This is a genomic window from Enterobacter sp. kpr-6, assembly GCF_900116015.1.
In the GTDB taxonomy this organism is placed as follows: domain Bacteria; phylum Pseudomonadota; class Gammaproteobacteria; order Enterobacterales; family Enterobacteriaceae; genus Enterobacter_D.
In genome coordinates, this window is sequence record NZ_FOYH01000001.1 from 103,365 (window position 1) to 119,097 (window position 15,733).

The window sequence follows — 15,733 nt, forward strand, 5'->3', positions numbered from 1 at the left end:
GAAGACAAAACACAACACCAACTCAGAGGAAAACACTATGACGCGCCGTGCTATCGGGGTGAGTGAAAGACCGCCGCTTTTACAGACAATCCCGCTTAGTTTGCAGCACCTGTTCGCTATGTTTGGCGCAACCGTGCTGGTGCCAATCCTGTTTCACATTAACCCGGCCACCGTGCTGTTGTTCAATGGTATCGGGACGCTGCTCTATCTCTTTATTTGTAAAGGTAAAATCCCGGCGTATCTGGGTTCAAGTTTTGCCTTTATTTCACCGGTTCTTCTACTGTTGCCTCTGGGGTATGAGGTTGCGCTCGGCGGTTTCATCATGTGCGGTGTGCTGTTCTGCATCGTGGCCTTTATCGTTAAAAAAGCCGGTACCGGCTGGCTGGATGTGATGTTCCCGCCTGCGGCCATGGGCGCAATCGTTGCCGTTATCGGTCTTGAACTGGCGGGCGTGGCGGCGAATATGGCCGGATTGTTACCTGCTGAAGGGCAATCGGCGGATTCCAAAACGGTCATCATCTCGCTGGTCACGCTCGCCGTGACGGTGTTTGGCTCGGTGCTGTTCCGCGGCTTTATGGCGATCATTCCAATCCTGATCGGCGTGCTGGCGGGTTACGCGCTCTCCTTTGCGATGGGCGTTGTTGATACCACGCCGATTGCCCAGGCGCACTGGTTCGCGCTGCCGACCTTCTACACGCCGCGCTTTGAGTGGTTTGCGATCTTCACCATTCTGCCTGCGGCGCTGGTGGTCATTGCTGAACACGTCGGCCACCTGGTCGTCACCGCGAATATCGTGAAACGCGATCTGATCCGCGACCCTGGCCTGCACCGTTCCATGTTCGCCAACGGTTTCTCGACCATTATCTCCGGTTTATTCGGTTCCACGCCGAACACCACCTACGGTGAAAACATCGGCGTTATGGCGATCACCCGCGTGTACAGCACCTGGGTGATTGGCGGGGCGGCAATCATCGCCATTCTGCTCTCCTGCGTCGGCAAGCTGGCGGCGGCGATCCAGATCATCCCGGTCCCGGTGATGGGCGGCGTTTCGCTGCTGCTGTACGGAGTTATCGGCGCATCCGGTATCCGCGTGCTGATCGAATCGAAAGTGGATTACAGCAAAGCGCAGAACCTGATCCTGACCTCGGTGATCCTGATCATCGGCGTGAGCGGCGCGAAAGTGCACATTGGCGCAGCGGAGCTGAAAGGCATGGCGCTGGCGACCATCGTGGGCATCGGCCTTGCGCTGATCTTCAAATTAATCAGCGTACTGCGCCCGGAAGAAGTGGTGCTGGACGCTGACGAAAGCGACGTGAAAGGGCATTAATCACGCGAATTGAACCGGGCGTGATGCCCGGTTCAAACGTAGCGACATTTTATGGTAAACTCGCTGCGTTTTCTGTAAGCCCTGTTGAGGTACCTCTGAACACACCGGCGCAGCTTTCCCTGCCATTGTATTTACCTGACGACGAAACCTTTGCGAGTTTCTGGCCGGGTGATAACCCTTCTTTACTGGCCGCCATGCAAAATGTGCTGCGCCAGGATCACAGCGGATATATCTATTTCTGGTCACGCGAAGGCGCGGGGCGCAGTCATTTGCTGCATGCCGCCTGTGCGGAGCTTTCCGCGCGCGGGGATGCAGTCGGTTACGTTCCGCTCGACAAACGCACCTGGTTTGTCCCGGAAGTGCTCGACGGCATGGAACACCTTTCGCTGGTGTGTATCGATAATATTGAGTGTATTGCCGGGGATGAGCTGTGGGAGATGGCGATGTTCGATCTCTACAACCGCATTCTGGAATCCGGTAAAACACGCCTGTTGATCACGGGCGACAGACCGCCGCGCCAGCTTAATCTCGGCCTGCCGGATCTGGCATCGCGCCTGGACTGGGGGCAGATTTATAAACTTCAGCCGCTGTCTGATGAAGATAAACTTCAGGCGCTACAACTTCGTGCCAGACTGCGCGGATTTGAGTTGCCGGAAGACGTGGGGCGTTTTCTGTTAAAGCGGCTGGATCGGGAAATGCGCACGCTGTTTATGACGCTTGATCAGTTGGATCATGCGTCAATCACCGCACAGCGCAAATTGACGATCCCGTTTGTGAAAGAGATTTTGAAGCTGTAGGTTTTTCCCCCTCACCCCGGCCCTCTCCCCAGGGGAGAGGGGACAGATCGAGCACGGACTGGCCTTTTCCCCTCTCCCTCAGGGAGAGGGCCGGGGTGAGGGAAAAGCGTATTTCAGCCCACAATCTCCAGCACGCTCTCCGGCGGTCGGCCTATCCGCGCCTTGCCACCTGACACCACAATCGGACGTTCAATCAGTTTCGGGTTTTCCACCATCGCCTTGATCAGTTCCGCTTCGCTAAGGTGGCTGTCTGCCAGATTCAGCGTTTTATACAGATCCTCTTTATCGCGCATCAGCTCGCGCGCACTGGTAAATCCCAACTGGCTCATCAGCTCACGCAGCGTGGCGGCGTCCGGCGGCGTCTCAAGATACAGCACCACTTCCGGTTCAATGCCGTTGGATTTCAACAGGCTCAGCGTGTCGCGGCTCTTGGAGCAGCGCGGGTTATGATAGATTTTGACAGCCTCTGACATGAGTATTCCTTTTTACATCTTAGTGTAAGGTTTGAAGCGTTCCTGCATCTGGCGTAGCTGATCGATACGGGCATCGTAACGCGCCTGTTGCTGACTACCGAGCTTCGCCTGCGAGCTGGCGCTGCCAAGCAGAGAAATCGCCTGATCGAGTCGTCCCGCCAGCGCCTGACCTTCAGCGCGAGCGGCCAGTTCTTGATCGCGATGGTTCAGCGCAGCTTCGGCTTGCGCCAGCAGATCCCAGCCATTGACGTCATCTTTATTGCTAAAGGTATAGCGATTCAGCAGCGTGGCGGCTTCGTTCGGCTGACCAGCCTGCAAATAGGCATTGGCAAGGTTTAGCTGGAGCACCGGGTTGGTTTTAAGCTCACGCGCATTTTTCAGGCGGTTGATCGCCTCACCCGCTTTTTTCTGTCCCAGATCGATATCGGTCGCAAGGTCAAGATACCAGGCATTACCCGGCTCGGCGCTGAGCAGCGGCGCGAGCGCCCGGCTTGCCTCGGCGTATTTATTCGCCTCCATCGCCTGAAGCGCACGTCCATACTGCGCGGCATGTTGTTCGCGGACGTTACCTTTGGTCCAGGCGTCTAACAGATCGCTGGTCAGTTGATTACGCCCGGAATTGTACATCCCCAGGGTGCGGGCTTTGGCCAGGTAAAAATCTTCCGAAGACTGCACCACCACCGGACGCATCTGATTAGCGCGGTTACGGGCGTCGGAGAGGCGGCTTTCCGGCAGGGGGTGAGTGAGTAAAATCTCTGGCGGGCGGGAAGAGTAGCGCGCCTGATCGAGCAATTTTTCAAGGAATGACGGCATCGCCTGCGGATCGAATCCGGCGCGCTGCAATACCTGAATGCCAATCCGGTCAGCTTCCTGTTCGTTTTGCTGCGTAAAGCTGATCATCCCCTGACGCGTTCCGGCGAGTGTCCCGGTGAGTGCAGCCATACCTGCCTGCGGGCTGGCCATTGCCAGTAAAATGGAACCTAACGCGCCCGCCCAGGTGAGTGGGGCGCTGTTTTTCTGATCTTCCATTGCGCGGGCCAGATGGCGCTGAGTAACGTGGGAAATTTCGTGCGCCATCACTGAAGCCAGCTGGCTTTCGTTATCAGCGTAGCGGAACAGCGCCGAGTGCAGCACAACGTTCCCGCCAAAAAAGGCAAAGGCGTTAATTTCGTCGTTGTTGATCAGATAAAAATGGAACGGGGTCTTTACCGAGTTAGCGTGCGACACAAGGCGCATGCCGAGAGAGTTGACGTACTGCACCAGCAGCGGATCGTTGATCAGCGGCGCACTGCCGCGAAGCTGGCGAACATAAAAATCGCCCATCTGCATTTCCTGGCCGATGGACAGCGTGCTTCCTGCGGAGGTGCCCATATCCGGCAGTGTGTCAGCGGAATCTGCAAACGCCGGTGCGGTCTGACCGATCGTTAGCGCAGCGATAAGTGTGGCAACCAGGGTCTTTTTCAACTGCCTGAACATAACCTCAATCCTGTGTCTGGGTTGTGACAATTTGACCGGTTACGCCGCGTATTGTTCCACGCGATAACCATGACGATTATCTTAAGCAATCAGTGCCGCAGTTTCTCGTTACGGCAACAAAAAGCGAAGTCTTTTTTGTGACATTTCGATACACTTGCCCCAGTCATTTTTGCTTAAGGCTTTCCTGAGAAGGATAATATGCTCGAAATGTTGATGCAGTGGTATCGCCGTCGCTTTAGCGATCCGGAGGCGATTGCGCTGCTGGTTATCCTGGTTGCCAGCTTCTTTATTCTTTTCTTTTTCAGCGGTTTATTAGCGCCCCTTCTGGTGGCAATTGTTCTCGCCTATCTTCTTGAATGGCCTACCGTGCGCCTGGAGCGCATTGGCTGCTCGCGTCGCTGGGCCTCCAGCATTGTGCTGATCCTGTTCGTCGGCATCCTTCTGTTAATGGCGTTTGTGGTGATGCCGGTGGCCTGGCAGCAGGGGATCAACCTGATCCGCGACATGCCGGGCATGCTTAATAAACTGTCTGATTTTGCCGCCACGCTGCCACGGCGCTATCCCGCGCTCATGGATGCCGGGATTATTGACGCGATGGCAGAAAACATGCGCACCCGCATGCTGACGCTGGGTGATTCGGTGGTGAAGTATTCGCTCGCCTCGCTGGTCGGTTTGCTGACGCTCGCTGTTTATCTGGTGCTGGTGCCGCTGATGGTCTTCTTCCTCGTCAAAGACAAAGATCAAATGCTGAACGCGGTGCGCCGGGTATTACCGCGTAATCGCGGGCTGGCAGGCCAGGTCTGGAAAGAGATGAATCAGCAGATCACCAACTATATTCGCGGCAAAGTGCTGGAGATGATCGTCGTCGGCATCGCCACCTGGATTGGCTTTATCCTTTTCGGGCTGAATTATTCATTGCTGCTGGCGGTGCTGGTGGGCTTCTCGGTGTTGATCCCGTATATCGGTGCCTTTGTGGTAACCATTCCGGTGATTGGCGTGGCGTTGTTCCAGTTTGGACTCGGCACCGAGTTCTGGAGCTGCTTTGCCGTGTATCTCATTATTCAGGGGCTGGACGGTAATCTGCTGGTGCCGGTGCTGTTCTCTGAAGCAGTGAACCTGCATCCGCTGGTGATTATTTTGTCGGTGGTGATTTTCGGTGGGCTGTGGGGATTCTGGGGCGTGTTCTTTGCGATCCCGCTGGCGACGCTCATCAAAGCCGTGGTGCACGCCTGGCCAGACGTTCCTGTCATTGAAGAGTAGTTTTGCCGGATAGCGGCTTCACTTGCCGGGCCTGGACAAACCCAGCCTGGCAAGTGAAGCCGGGCTGGAATCAGGCGTTGGCTTTAAGCCAGTTCAGCACCACATCATGATGATTGCTGGTTTTGAAATCGTCGAACACATGTTCAACGACGCCGTTGGCATCGATCAGGAAGCTAATGCGGTGAATGCCATCGTAAGTTTTACCCATAAACGACTTCTCACCCCATACGCCAAACTGCTGGCAGACCTGATGGTCTTCATCAGACAGCAGCGTAAAGTTCAGCAGCTCTTTCTCCGCAAAGCGGGATAATTTTTCCGGCTTGTCGGTGCTGATACCCAGTACTTCCACGCCGGTATTTTTCAAATCATCCATGTTATCGCGTAAACCGCAGGCCTGAACGGTACAGCCTGGCGTCATCGCTTTCGGATAGAAATAAACCAGTACACGCTGACCCTGGAAGTCGGCCAAATTTACTTGTTCTCCGTCTTGATCCGGCAAGCTAAATTTCGGTGCAATATCACCGGCTTTCAGTGGATTCATTACTTCACCCCAGTATGTTCATCATTCTGTGAATAGTTGACGACGTTAATACTGCCTTGCGCATTCAATTCTGTACATAGTGCTTTGAACGCTTGCTCAATTATTGATGCATCCTGCGACGCAGGACTGTGTGCGGTAATCTGAATAAAAAGCTGGGCAGTTGCATCGCCACGCGCGGGCTGTGTGCGGGAAACAAGCTCAGCAATATTCATATTGTGAGCATCAAACAGCGCGGTAAAACGTTCGATCAGATGCGGGGAATCAGGTACATCGACCTGCACCCATACCGTCGCGGGCATAGCCACGCCGGGTTTTGCCGTGGTGCGTTTCATCACGATCAGCAAATCCAGTTCTGCGCCTTTTAGTGGCAACGTTGACTCGATAAGCGTAATGGCATTCCACGAACCTGAAAGCAACATGATAAAAGTAAACTCTTCCCCCAACATGGCGAGTCGGCTGTCTTCAATGTTACAGCCGCAGCTACTGACGTGACGAGTGATCGTATTCACAATACCAGGCCTGTCGACACCAAGCGCTGTGATAACCAAATAATGTTGTGATGAGGGCGTCAAACCTGTTCTTCCTTTGCAAGCCGGAGTAATCCTAAGGAAAGCATAAAAAAAACCAGCATACAACCGCCTGAACGTCTCTCGTCGCTTGCTTTTATTACAGCACCAAACGTACCATTGAGAATCTTGTTTGCACAGAGGATGGCCCATGTTCACGGGAAGTATTGTCGCGCTTGTTACACCGATGGATGAAAAAGGTAATGTCTGCCGGTCGAGCCTGAAGAAACTGATTGATTATCACGTCGCGAATGGAACTTCCGCGATTGTTTCGGTAGGGACTACCGGTGAGTCTGCCACCCTGAGCCACGATGAACATGGCGATGTGGTGATGATGACGCTGGAACTGGCCGACGGTCGTATCCCTGTCATCGCGGGTACCGGTGCCAATGCTACCGCAGAGGCGATAAGCCTGACTCAGCGCTTTAACGACAGCGGCATCGCGGGTTGCCTGACGGTAACCCCATATTACAACCGTCCAACACAGGAAGGGTTGTTCCAGCACTTCAAAGCCATCGCAGAACATACTGACCTGCCGCAAATCCTGTATAATGTGCCTTCGCGTACCGGTTGCGATATGCTGCCGGAAACCGTAGGTCGACTCTCGAAAGTAAAAAATATTGTTGCGATTAAAGAGGCAACCGGGAACTTAAGCCGTGTTCATCAGATCAAAGAGCTGGTTTCAGACGACTTTATTCTGCTGAGCGGCGATGACGCGACCGCGCTGGACTTTATGCAGCTCGGTGGTCACGGCGTGATTTCAGTCACCACCAACGTGGCGGCGCGCGACATGGCTGAGATGTGCAAACTGGCAGCCAGCGGTCATTACAGCGAAGCTCGCGTGATTAATCAGCGTCTGATGCCGTTACATAACAAACTATTTGTCGAACCCAACCCTATCCCGGTCAAATGGGCATGTAAGGCGTTGGGGCTTGTGGCGACCGACACGCTGCGCTTGCCGATGACGCCGATTACCGATCAGGGTCGTGACGCTGTTTCTGCTGCGCTTAAGCATGCCGGTTTGCTGTAAAGTTTAGGGAGATTTGATGGCTTACTCAGTACAGAAGTCGCGCCTGGTGAAGGTAGCGGGTGTTTCGCTTGTGATGTTGCTCGCTGCTTGTAATTCTGACTCGCGCTATAAGCGCCAGGTCAGTGGTGATGAATCCTATCTGGATGCTGCACCGCTTGCTGAATTGCATGCGCCTGCGGGGATGATCCTGCCGATTCAAAATGGCGACTACAATGTCCCGGTCACCAACGGCAGCGGCGCTGTCGGTAAGGAACTGGATATCCGTCCGCCAGCACAGGCGCTGGCGCTGGTAACCGGCGCACGCACCCAGTTCACGGGTGATACCGCGACGCTGCTGGTGGAAAATGGCCGTAACAGCAACATCTGGCCGCAGGTGGTTAGCGTGTTGCAGTCCGGTAACTATGCCATTGAAAAACGTGACGATGCCAGCCAGTCGCTGACCACCGGTTGGGTTGACTGGAACCGTCTCGACGAAGATCAGCAGTACCGTGGCCGTTATCAAATCTCGGTAAAACCGCAGGGCTATCAGCAGGCGGTGATTGTGAAGCTGGTGAATCTGGAGCAGGCAGGCAAACCGGTAGCTGATACCGCATCTTTGCAGCGCTACAGCACCGAAATGCTTAACGTCATCTCCGCAGGCCTCGATAAAACCGCGACAGATGCGCAGAACGCTGCGCAAAGCCGCAGTGCCGCCACGCTTGACGTGCAAAGCGCCGCAGACGATACCGGTCTGCCAATGCTGGTGGTGCGTGGACCGTTTAACGTGGTCTGGCAGCGTCTGCCGGGCGTGCTGGAAAAAGTGGGCATGAAAGTGACCGACAGCACTCGCTCAACGGGCAGCATTGCCGTTACCTACAAGCCGCTGTCTGACAGCGACTGGCAGGAACTGGGTGCACGCGATCCGGGCCTTTCCTCCGGCGATTACAAATTGCAGGTCGGCGATCTCGATAACCGCAGCAGCCTGCAGTTTATCGATCCGAAAGGCCACACCCTGACTCAGTCACAAAATGACGCCCTGGTAGCCGTATTCCAGGCCGCATTTAGCAAGTAAAAGCAGAGGCCGGATCTTTCCGGCCTTTTTTATCGCCAGCTACGCACACGTTTGCGTAGCCAGCAAAAGCAGAATTTAGCCTTTAAATCATCACACCTGGAACCTGGAGTAACAAAGATGCAAAAGCAAGCTGAGTTGTATCGTGGCAAAGCGAAGACCGTTTACAGCACGGAAAACCCGGACCTGTTGGTGCTCGAATTCCGCAATGATACATCAGCAGGGGATGGCGCGCGCATTGAACAGTTCGATCGTAAGGGCATGGTGAACAACAAGTTCAACCATTTCATTATGAGCAAACTGGAAGAAGCGGGCATCCCGACTCAGATGGAAGCGCTGCTTTCCGATACCGAATGTCTGGTGAAGAAACTGGATATGGTGCCGGTCGAGTGCGTGGTGCGTAACCGTGCCGCTGGTTCACTGGTCAAGCGTCTGGGCATTGAAGAAGGGATCGAGCTGAATCCGCCGCTGTTCGACATGTTCCTGAAAAACGACGCGATGCACGACCCGATGGTCAACGAATCCTACTGCGAAACTTTCGGCTGGGTGAACAAAGAGAACCTGGCACGGATGAAAGAGCTGACCTACAAAGCCAACGACGTGCTGTTCAAACTGTTTGATGACGCGGGCCTGATCCTCGTTGACTTCAAACTGGAGTTTGGCCTGTACAAAGGCGAAGTGGTGCTGGGCGATGAATTCTCCCCGGACGGCAGCCGCCTGTGGGACAAAGAGACGCTGGATAAAATGGACAAAGACCGCTTCCGCCAGAGCCTGGGCGGTCTGATTGAAGCCTATGAAGCCGTTGCGCACCGTCTCGGCGTAAAACTGGACTGATCCTCCGCTTCTGCACGCCAGAGGAAAATCGCTTCCTCTGGCTATCTGCACCCTATTTCTTATGGTAATCCTGCTCGCGAGCGCCTACGATCTAACACTATAAACTGTGTATGTTTGAGGTGGTTATGCGTTGGCAAGGGCGTCGGGAAAGTAACAACGTTGAAGACAGGCGCAATGACGCGCGCGGCCCCGCAATGGGCGGGCGGGGGATTCGCTTACCTGCTGGCAAAGGGGGCATCATTTTACTGCTGGTCGTTGTGGTGGCCGGGTACTATGGCGTTGATTTGACTGGTTTGCTCACGGGTCAGCCGTCGTCGCAAATGAGCAGCACACCGCGCACCTCCAGCGCGCAGGAAAACGAAGCGGCAAAATTCACCTCGGTGATATTTGCAACGACGGAAGAAACCTGGGGACAAATCTTCGAAAAAATGGGCAAGACCTACCAGCAACCCGTTCTGGTGATGTATTCCGGTGCCACCCGCACCGGCTGCGGCACTGGCGAGTCAGTGATGGGACCGTTCTATTGCCCGGCTGACAGCAAAGTCTATATCGACCTCTCCTTCTATGAAGACATGAAAAACAAACTCGGCGCAGCGGGCGATTTCGCACAGGGCTACGTGATTGCTCACGAAGTGGGCCATCACGTGCAGAAATTGTTAGGCACCGAACCCCGGGTACGTCAGCTTCAGCAAAATGCGACCCCCAGCGAGGGCCGCCAGTTATCTGTGATGATGGAGCTTCAGGCCGACTGTTATGCCGGGATCTGGGGACATAACATGCAGCAGCAGGGCGTGCTGGAAGCGGGGGATTTGCAGGAGGCGCTGAACGCCGCAGAAGCGATTGGCGATGACCGGTTGCAGCAGAAAAGCCAGGGCCACGTCGTGCCCGACAGCTTTACCCACGGCACCTCGGCCCAGCGTTACACCTGGTTTAAAAAAGGCTTCGACAGCGGCGATCTGACGCAGTGCAACACCTTCGGAAATCGTCTTTGATAAACGTATGACATGGAAGCGTTAACTGAACTGACGCGCCAGATGGCGCGGGAAGGTATTCGCCGTCTGCTGGTGTTAGCGGGCGATCCTGACTGGAGTGCTGCACAGGCGCAGGCCTTCAGCCGGGCCCAGCCCGAGCCGGTATTGTGGGTCAGTGACGATACCGACGCGCCCTTGCAGTGCAGCCCGCGCGCGCTGACCACGCTATTAGGGCGGGAATTTACCCACGCGGTATTTGATGCCCGTAGCGGCTTTGATGTGGCGGCTTTTGCAGCACTGAGCGGCACGCTAAGCGCCGGAAGCTGGCTGATCCTGCTCACGCCCGCGCTTGATAAGTGGGCGCTCACCCCGGACGCTGATACCTGCCGCTGGAGCGACACCGCCGTTCCTCTTCCTGCTCCCCGATTGGTGACGCACTTTTGCCGGATGCTGGCCCGCTCCGGTGTGCTGGTCTGGCAGCAGCATCAGCCGTTGACCGTCCCTCATTTTGCCTCCCGCGAACCATGGCACCCGGCAACGGGTGCGCCCGAGCGGGAACAGGCGGCAATCCTCGCCACGCTTGAAGAGATGTCGCCTGGGGTAATGGTGGTGACCGCTCCACGCGGACGCGGCAAATCTGCTCTGGCCGGGATGCACATCGCCCGGCTGCCCGGCAATGTCATTGTCACCGCCCCGACGCGGGCGGCCACTGACGTCATGGCCCACTATGCGGGTGAGCGGTTTTGCTTTATCGCGCCGGATGCGCTGGCAGTCCTGCTTAGCGAAGGCCGCACACCCGACGCCCGCTGGCTGATCGTTGACGAAGCGGCCGCCATTCCCGGTCCGTTACTGCAAACGCTGGTGGCAGGCTTTAGCCACACGCTGTTGACCACTACCGTGCAGGGTTATGAAGGCACCGGGCAGGGATTTTTACTGAAATTTTGCGCAGGCTTTCCGCATCTTCGTCATCAGACGCTCAGCACCCCGCTGCGCTGGGCGTCCGGCTGCCCGCTGGAAAACTTTATCAGCGATGTTCTGTTGTTTGAGGATGACACGCTGCATGCTCTTCCCAAAGGCGAGGCGGAGATCCTGCCGCTGGCACAAGATAGCTGGCTCACATCACCTGAACGGCCCGCCGCGCTCTATCGCCTGCTGGCGTCTGCTCATTACCGTACCTCGCCGCTCGATCTCAGGCGGATGATGGATGCGCCGGGGCAGAGTTTCTGGCAGGCGGTGGTCGGTGAGCAACCCGTTGCCGCGCTCTGGCTGGTGGAAGAGGGCGGTTTATCGCCGGCGTTAAGCTGTGCGGTGTGGGCAGGACTGCGCAGGCCGCGCGGGAATCTGGTGGCGCAATCGCTGGCTGCACACGGAGCCAGTCCACTCGCTGCAACGCTTTCGGGCAAACGCATCAGCCGGATTGCCGTACACCCGTATCGCCAGCGACAGGGCATCGGGGAGCAATTAATTGAACATGTAAAATCCCGCTCGCCGGACTGCGATTATCTCTCGGTCAGCTTTGGCTACACCCGCGAACTCTGGCGTTTCTGGCAGCGCTGTGGCTTCCGGTTAGTGCGCCTAGGCAGTTACCGGGAGGCGAGCAGCGGCTGCTACACGGCGATGGCGGTTATTCCGCTTACCGACGCCGGACGGGCGCTGGTAGAAAGAGAACAGCAGCGGCTGGCGCGCGATTTGCCGGGGCTGGCCCCATGGCGGGACGAAAACTTACCCCTGCCGGTGGCAGAGCAGACTACCCTTAATGATGACGACTGGCTGGAGCTGGGCGGCTTTGCTTTTGCCCATCGCCCGTTATCCGCCGCCCGTGGCGCGCTGACGCGTTTGCTGGCGCATGACCCTCTCCCGCTCGCCGGCGTGCGCGCGCAGCTGGAAGAGGGGCGTGATGAGGCTGAAATCTGTAGCCGTTTGCGACTTGCCGGGCGTAAAGCGCTGCTGGCGACGCAGCGGCAGGAGACGGCCATGGCGCTGCGAACCCTTGACGAAACGCGCTGCCTGCAACTTGAAGAACGCATCGCTAAGCTGCAACTTTTTTAACAAACTCATTCAGTTAATTGTCATGGTCATTAACACCTCGCGGCGTACACTGGCGTTATTGAATTAAGGAGACTGCCATGAAACATGACCATTTTGTCGTTCAAAGCCCGGAAACCCCCGCCCAACAGTTACTGCTGTTATTTCACGGCGTCGGCGATAACCCGGTGGCGATGGGGCAGCTCGGTAGCTGGTTTGCACCCCTGTTTCCGGATGCGCTGATTGTCAGTATTGGCGGCGCAGAGCCGTGCGGCCCGGCCCCGGCGCGGCAGTGGTTTTCCGTGCAGGGCGTGACGGAGGAAAACCGTCAGGCGCGCGTTGACGCGATCATGCCCCAGTTTATTGAGACGGTACGTCACTGGCAGAAACAGAGCGGCGTCGGCCCGCAGGCCACAGCGCTCATTGGCTTTTCGCAGGGATCGATTATGTCGCTGGAGAGCATCAAAGCGCAGCCGGGGCTGGCCTCAAGAGTCATCGCGTTTAATGGTCGCTACGCTACGTTGCCGGTCAGCGGCAGCACGGCCACCACCATTCACTTGATCCACGGCGGTGAAGATCCGGTCATCGACCTTTCGTTTGCGGTGGCGGCTCAGGAAGCGCTGCAGATGATCGGAGGCGATGTGACGCTGGATATCGTTGATGATTTGGGTCATGCCATTGATGAGCGCAGCATGCAGCTCGCGCTGGATCATTTGCGCTATACCGTGCCGAAGCACTATTTTGACGAGGCGTTGAGCGGCAGTAAGCCGAATGATGATGATATCGTTGAGTTTATGTGAGAGGGGATGTACCCCGCACCCCCGGCCCTCTCCCCAGGGGAGAGGGGGAAAACCTGAACGGTGCACGATTCGTCCCTTTCGCCAGGGGAGAGGGGGAAAACCCGCACGGTGCACTATTTATTCCCTCTCCCTAAGGGAGAGGGCCAGGGTGAGGGTTTAAAAACGCACCCTATTTCTTCTTCGGCCAGTCGTCCTCGTCATCCCACTTATCGTTAAAATCACGATGCGGCGGAAGCTCGGGTTTGTTGGCGAGAAACTTTTTATGATCGACACGCTTTAAGTCTTTAATCACGTTCAGCAGTACGCCGATCAGAAAAACCAGGACTAAAATCCACCAGTACTTTGCCAGCCATTCCATGCTCATTTCCTCACTCAGAAACGCTTATCAGGCGACAAGCTGTTCCATAATTCGTTGATACATCCGGGCAAGCAGTTGCAAATCGGCTGCGTTCACACATTCATTAATTTTATGAATGGTGGCGTTAACCGGCCCGAGTTCCACCACCTGTGCGCCCATGCGGGCAATAAAGCGCCCGTCGGAGGTACCGCCGGTGGTTAATAGCTGCGGTTTAATTTCATTATAGTGCGCAATAGCGTTCACGACCGCATCCACCAGCTTACCGCGCTGGGTCAAAAAAGGCTGACCGGAGATCCACCAGTCCACGGTGTAGCGCAACTGGTGTTTATCCAGCAGCGCCGCCACGCGGGATTTAATCATCTCGTCGGTTAATTCGGTACTGAACCGGAAGTTGAACTGGACGTAGAGATCGCCTGGGATCACGTTGTTGCTGCCCGTTCCGGCCTGGATGTTAGCGATTTGCATGCTGGTCGGTGGGAAATATTCATTGCCGCTATCCCATTCGATGCCCACCAGTTCGTTGAGCATTGGCATGGCGCGATGCACCGGGTTATCGGCCAGATGAGGGTAGGCTACGTGCCCCTGCACACCATGAATAATCAGATTACAGGTCATCGAGCCACGACGACCGTTCTTCACCACGTCACCCACTACTTCGGTGCTGGAAGGTTCCCCCACCAGACAGTAATCAAGGCGTTCGTTGCGCGCCATGAGCGCCTCAACCACTTTCACCGTGCCGTTCGTTGCGCTGGCTTCTTCGTCGGAGGTGATCAGAAATGCAAGGCGGCCTTTATGATTCGGGAACTGCGCGACGAAACGTTCAGCGGCGACAACCATCGCGGCCAGCGAGCCTTTCATGTCGGCTGCGCCACGGCCAAACAGCATTCCGTCGCGGATAGTGGGTTCAAACGGTGGATTGATCCAGCGATCGGCATCGCCCGCCGGCACCACATCGGTATGACCGGCGAAAGCCAGCGTCTCACCCTGTCCGCGCCATGCCCAAAAGTTTTGCGTATCGCCAAAATCCATAGGCTCAATGGTAAAACCGATAGCGCGAAGACGCTCAATCATCAACGCCTGGCATCCCGCATCATCGGGGCTCAGGGAAGGGCGGCGAATAAGCTGTTGCGTCAGCTCAATGACCGGGCATGACATAGACTACACCTCGTTAAAATACTGCTCGTAGCTGGATTCTTTGAAACCAAGCAGCATAGGCTTACCAGGCGCGCAGAGCAATGGGCGTTTGATAATTGCTGGCATTTCAAGCATCAATGCCACCGCTTTATCAGCATCGGTAATGCTTTCGCGCTGTTCGGCATCCAGTTTACGCCAGGTAGTGCCCCGCGTGTTCAGCAGCGCCTCCCAGCCGAGTTCAGCCACAAACTGGCGTAATAATGCTTCATCTAAGCCATCCGCACGATAGTCATGAAAACGGTACGGCGTATGATGGTCATCCAGCCAGCGGCGTGCCTTTTTAATGGTGTCGCAATTTTTGATCCCGTAAAGGGTGGTATCCGTCATCAGTTAACCTGCCTGTGATATTAAGTTTGTGAATCAGTTTGCGCCGATTTGCGTTAAGTGCTCAACTAATTTGAATAAGCATCCGGGCAATTTAATATACATTCCTGGGCTTAAGCCTAAGAATAATCGTGCTGCTAATTAATAGCAGCATATTGATTCAGTCACAATGTTCAACCCCTTCCAAGTATCTCTATGAAATTAAATAAGAGAGCCTGCGGAAATTAATAAGCAGGGTTATTAACTCGCGTAATAAATATTCAGAATAACTTCAGGCTATTTCTTTTTGAGAATTTTTTGCATTTAAGGGCTTAATTCAGCCACCGGGGCCAATCCGGCTAAACGCGGGGAAAGCGGGCATTTTTTGAACTGCGTCACGCCAGCGAAACGTTTCTACCGCATGTTTCGGAATGTTGCTATAAGTCACATTAATTAAACGCGTAACAGCTCATAGTTAATTCAGAGCAGTAGAACAGGTCGGGGGAGGAAATTAGCGATTGAGTAAATTATCTTCACAATACCGTTTTGATTTCGTAGAATACGCATAATAATTAGAGAGGCAGTATATGATTGAGCATGAACTGGGGAACTGGAAAGATTTTATCGAAGGTATGCTTCGTAAATAATTTCCACTAAAAGTTGTATCGCAAGAAGCACTTAAAAAAACAATATAATGTATTAAAAGGCGACTTTCTCAAGTCGCCTTTTT

At 55.2% G+C, this 15,733-nt stretch carries 17 protein-coding genes; 10 read left to right on the forward strand and 7 right to left on the reverse strand.

Translation table 11 applies throughout. The features are described 5' to 3' along the window. Positions 1–37: 37 nt before the first annotated feature. Both uraA and BM373_RS00475 read left to right on the forward strand, forming a co-directional pair. Complete coding sequence (gene uraA, locus BM373_RS00470) at positions 38–1,327, forward strand: uracil permease (protein ID WP_090458198.1); 1,290 nt, start codon at positions 38–40, stop codon at positions 1,325–1,327. Between the two features lie 95 nt (positions 1,328–1,422). Further along, on the forward strand, positions 1,423–2,124 hold the full coding sequence (locus BM373_RS00475) for a DnaA inactivator Hda (RefSeq protein WP_218159462.1): 702 nt from the start codon (positions 1,423–1,425) through the stop codon (positions 2,122–2,124). 113 nt (positions 2,125–2,237) lie between these two features. Here the strand turns inward: BM373_RS00475 and arsC are convergent, their stop codons facing one another. Further along, the gene (arsC, locus tag BM373_RS00480; RefSeq protein ID WP_090458203.1) at positions 2,238–2,597 is read right to left on the reverse strand and encodes an arsenate reductase (glutaredoxin); all 360 of its coding nucleotides are present in this window, start codon (positions 2,595–2,597) and stop codon (positions 2,238–2,240) included. Between the two features lie 12 nt (positions 2,598–2,609). Further along, positions 2,610–4,073, reverse strand: a complete 1,464-nt coding sequence (gene bepA, locus BM373_RS00485) for a beta-barrel assembly-enhancing protease (protein WP_090458205.1) — start codon at positions 4,071–4,073, stop codon at positions 2,610–2,612. 198 nt (positions 4,074–4,271) lie between these two features. On the opposite strand from bepA, the gene BM373_RS00490 reads away from it, so the two are divergent. Further along, the gene (locus tag BM373_RS00490; RefSeq protein WP_090458209.1) at positions 4,272–5,333 is read left to right on the forward strand and encodes an AI-2E family transporter; all 1,062 of its coding nucleotides are present in this window, start codon (positions 4,272–4,274) and stop codon (positions 5,331–5,333) included. 70 nt (positions 5,334–5,403) lie between these two features. Here the strand turns inward: BM373_RS00490 and bcp are convergent, their stop codons facing one another. Beyond that, a complete protein-coding gene (gene bcp / locus BM373_RS00495) occupies positions 5,404–5,874 on the reverse strand; it encodes a thioredoxin-dependent thiol peroxidase (protein ID WP_090458211.1) in 471 nt (156 codons plus the stop codon). Further along, positions 5,874–6,446: a glycine cleavage system transcriptional repressor gene (locus BM373_RS00500; RefSeq protein WP_218159459.1), complete on the reverse strand. Its 573-nt coding sequence runs from the start codon at positions 6,444–6,446 to the stop codon at positions 5,874–5,876. The genes bcp and BM373_RS00500 overlap by 1 nt, the downstream gene beginning before the upstream one ends. A gap of 145 nt (positions 6,447–6,591) precedes the next feature. Here BM373_RS00500 and dapA point away from each other — a divergent pair, with 145 nt between their 5' ends. The 6 genes from dapA to ypfH all read left to right on the forward strand — a co-directional run bounded on the left by dapA (position 6,592) and on the right by ypfH (position 13,148). Further along, positions 6,592–7,470, forward strand: a complete 879-nt coding sequence (gene dapA, locus BM373_RS00505) for a 4-hydroxy-tetrahydrodipicolinate synthase (RefSeq protein WP_090458215.1) — start codon at positions 6,592–6,594, stop codon at positions 7,468–7,470. Between the two features lie 16 nt (positions 7,471–7,486). Next, on the forward strand, positions 7,487–8,521 hold the full coding sequence (bamC, locus tag BM373_RS00510) for an outer membrane protein assembly factor BamC (RefSeq protein ID WP_090458216.1): 1,035 nt from the start codon (positions 7,487–7,489) through the stop codon (positions 8,519–8,521). Between the two features lie 117 nt (positions 8,522–8,638). Continuing rightward, on the forward strand, positions 8,639–9,352 hold the full coding sequence (gene purC, locus BM373_RS00515) for a phosphoribosylaminoimidazolesuccinocarboxamide synthase (protein ID WP_090458218.1): 714 nt from the start codon (positions 8,639–8,641) through the stop codon (positions 9,350–9,352). 125 nt (positions 9,353–9,477) lie between these two features. Further along, on the forward strand, positions 9,478–10,344 hold the full coding sequence (locus tag BM373_RS00520) for a KPN_02809 family neutral zinc metallopeptidase (protein ID WP_090458220.1): 867 nt from the start codon (positions 9,478–9,480) through the stop codon (positions 10,342–10,344). Between the two features lie 12 nt (positions 10,345–10,356). Further along, positions 10,357–12,372: a tRNA(Met) cytidine acetyltransferase TmcA gene (locus tag BM373_RS00525; RefSeq protein WP_090458222.1), complete on the forward strand. Its 2,016-nt coding sequence runs from the start codon at positions 10,357–10,359 to the stop codon at positions 12,370–12,372. 77 nt (positions 12,373–12,449) lie between these two features. After that, positions 12,450–13,148, forward strand: coding sequence for an esterase (gene ypfH, locus BM373_RS00530; RefSeq protein WP_090458224.1), 699 nt, complete (start codon positions 12,450–12,452; stop codon positions 13,146–13,148). 169 nt (positions 13,149–13,317) lie between these two features. On the opposite strand, the gene BM373_RS00535 is transcribed toward ypfH, so the two are convergent. From BM373_RS00535 to BM373_RS00545, 3 genes are read right to left on the reverse strand one after another with little or no spacing between them, the layout of a single operon-like run. Beyond that, on the reverse strand, positions 13,318–13,506 hold the full coding sequence (locus BM373_RS00535) for a YpfN family protein (protein WP_090458226.1): 189 nt from the start codon (positions 13,504–13,506) through the stop codon (positions 13,318–13,320). Between the two features lie 27 nt (positions 13,507–13,533). Then, the gene (gene dapE, locus BM373_RS00540; protein ID WP_090458228.1) at positions 13,534–14,661 is read right to left on the reverse strand and encodes a succinyl-diaminopimelate desuccinylase; all 1,128 of its coding nucleotides are present in this window, start codon (positions 14,659–14,661) and stop codon (positions 13,534–13,536) included. A 3-nt stretch (positions 14,662–14,664) separates the two neighbouring features. After that, positions 14,665–15,027: an ArsC family reductase gene (locus BM373_RS00545; protein ID WP_090458231.1), complete on the reverse strand. Its 363-nt coding sequence runs from the start codon at positions 15,025–15,027 to the stop codon at positions 14,665–14,667. Between the two features lie 563 nt (positions 15,028–15,590). On the opposite strand from BM373_RS00545, the gene ypfM reads away from it, so the two are divergent. Then, a complete protein-coding gene (ypfM, locus tag BM373_RS21335) occupies positions 15,591–15,650 on the forward strand; it encodes a protein YpfM (RefSeq protein WP_100181659.1) in 60 nt (19 codons plus the stop codon). The last annotated feature ends 83 nt before the right edge of the window (positions 15,651–15,733 follow it).

Bases quoted from the DNA above. Each gene is read 5' to 3' on its own strand.
- uraA (WP_090458198.1), top strand. From the start codon at position 38: ATGACGCGCCGTGCTATCGGGGTGAGTGAAAGACCGCCGCTTTTACAG.
- arsC (WP_090458203.1), bottom strand. From the start codon at position 2,597: ATGTCAGAGGCTGTCAAAATCTATCATAACCCGCGCTGCTCCAAGAGC.
- bepA (WP_090458205.1), bottom strand. From the start codon at position 4,073: ATGTTCAGGCAGTTGAAAAAGACCCTGGTTGCCACACTTATCGCTGCG.
- BM373_RS00490 (WP_090458209.1), top strand. From the start codon at position 4,272: ATGCTCGAAATGTTGATGCAGTGGTATCGCCGTCGCTTTAGCGATCCG.
- bcp (WP_090458211.1), bottom strand. From the start codon at position 5,874: ATGAATCCACTGAAAGCCGGTGATATTGCACCGAAATTTAGCTTGCCG.
- dapA (WP_090458215.1), top strand. From the start codon at position 6,592: ATGTTCACGGGAAGTATTGTCGCGCTTGTTACACCGATGGATGAAAAA.
- bamC (WP_090458216.1), top strand. From the start codon at position 7,487: ATGGCTTACTCAGTACAGAAGTCGCGCCTGGTGAAGGTAGCGGGTGTT.
- purC (WP_090458218.1), top strand. From the start codon at position 8,639: ATGCAAAAGCAAGCTGAGTTGTATCGTGGCAAAGCGAAGACCGTTTAC.
- BM373_RS00520 (WP_090458220.1), top strand. From the start codon at position 9,478: ATGCGTTGGCAAGGGCGTCGGGAAAGTAACAACGTTGAAGACAGGCGC.
- BM373_RS00525 (WP_090458222.1), top strand. From the start codon at position 10,357: ATGGAAGCGTTAACTGAACTGACGCGCCAGATGGCGCGGGAAGGTATT.
- ypfH (WP_090458224.1), top strand. From the start codon at position 12,450: ATGAAACATGACCATTTTGTCGTTCAAAGCCCGGAAACCCCCGCCCAA.
- BM373_RS00535 (WP_090458226.1), bottom strand. From the start codon at position 13,506: ATGGAATGGCTGGCAAAGTACTGGTGGATTTTAGTCCTGGTTTTTCTG.
- dapE (WP_090458228.1), bottom strand. From the start codon at position 14,661: ATGTCATGCCCGGTCATTGAGCTGACGCAACAGCTTATTCGCCGCCCT.
- BM373_RS00545 (WP_090458231.1), bottom strand. From the start codon at position 15,027: ATGACGGATACCACCCTTTACGGGATCAAAAATTGCGACACCATTAAA.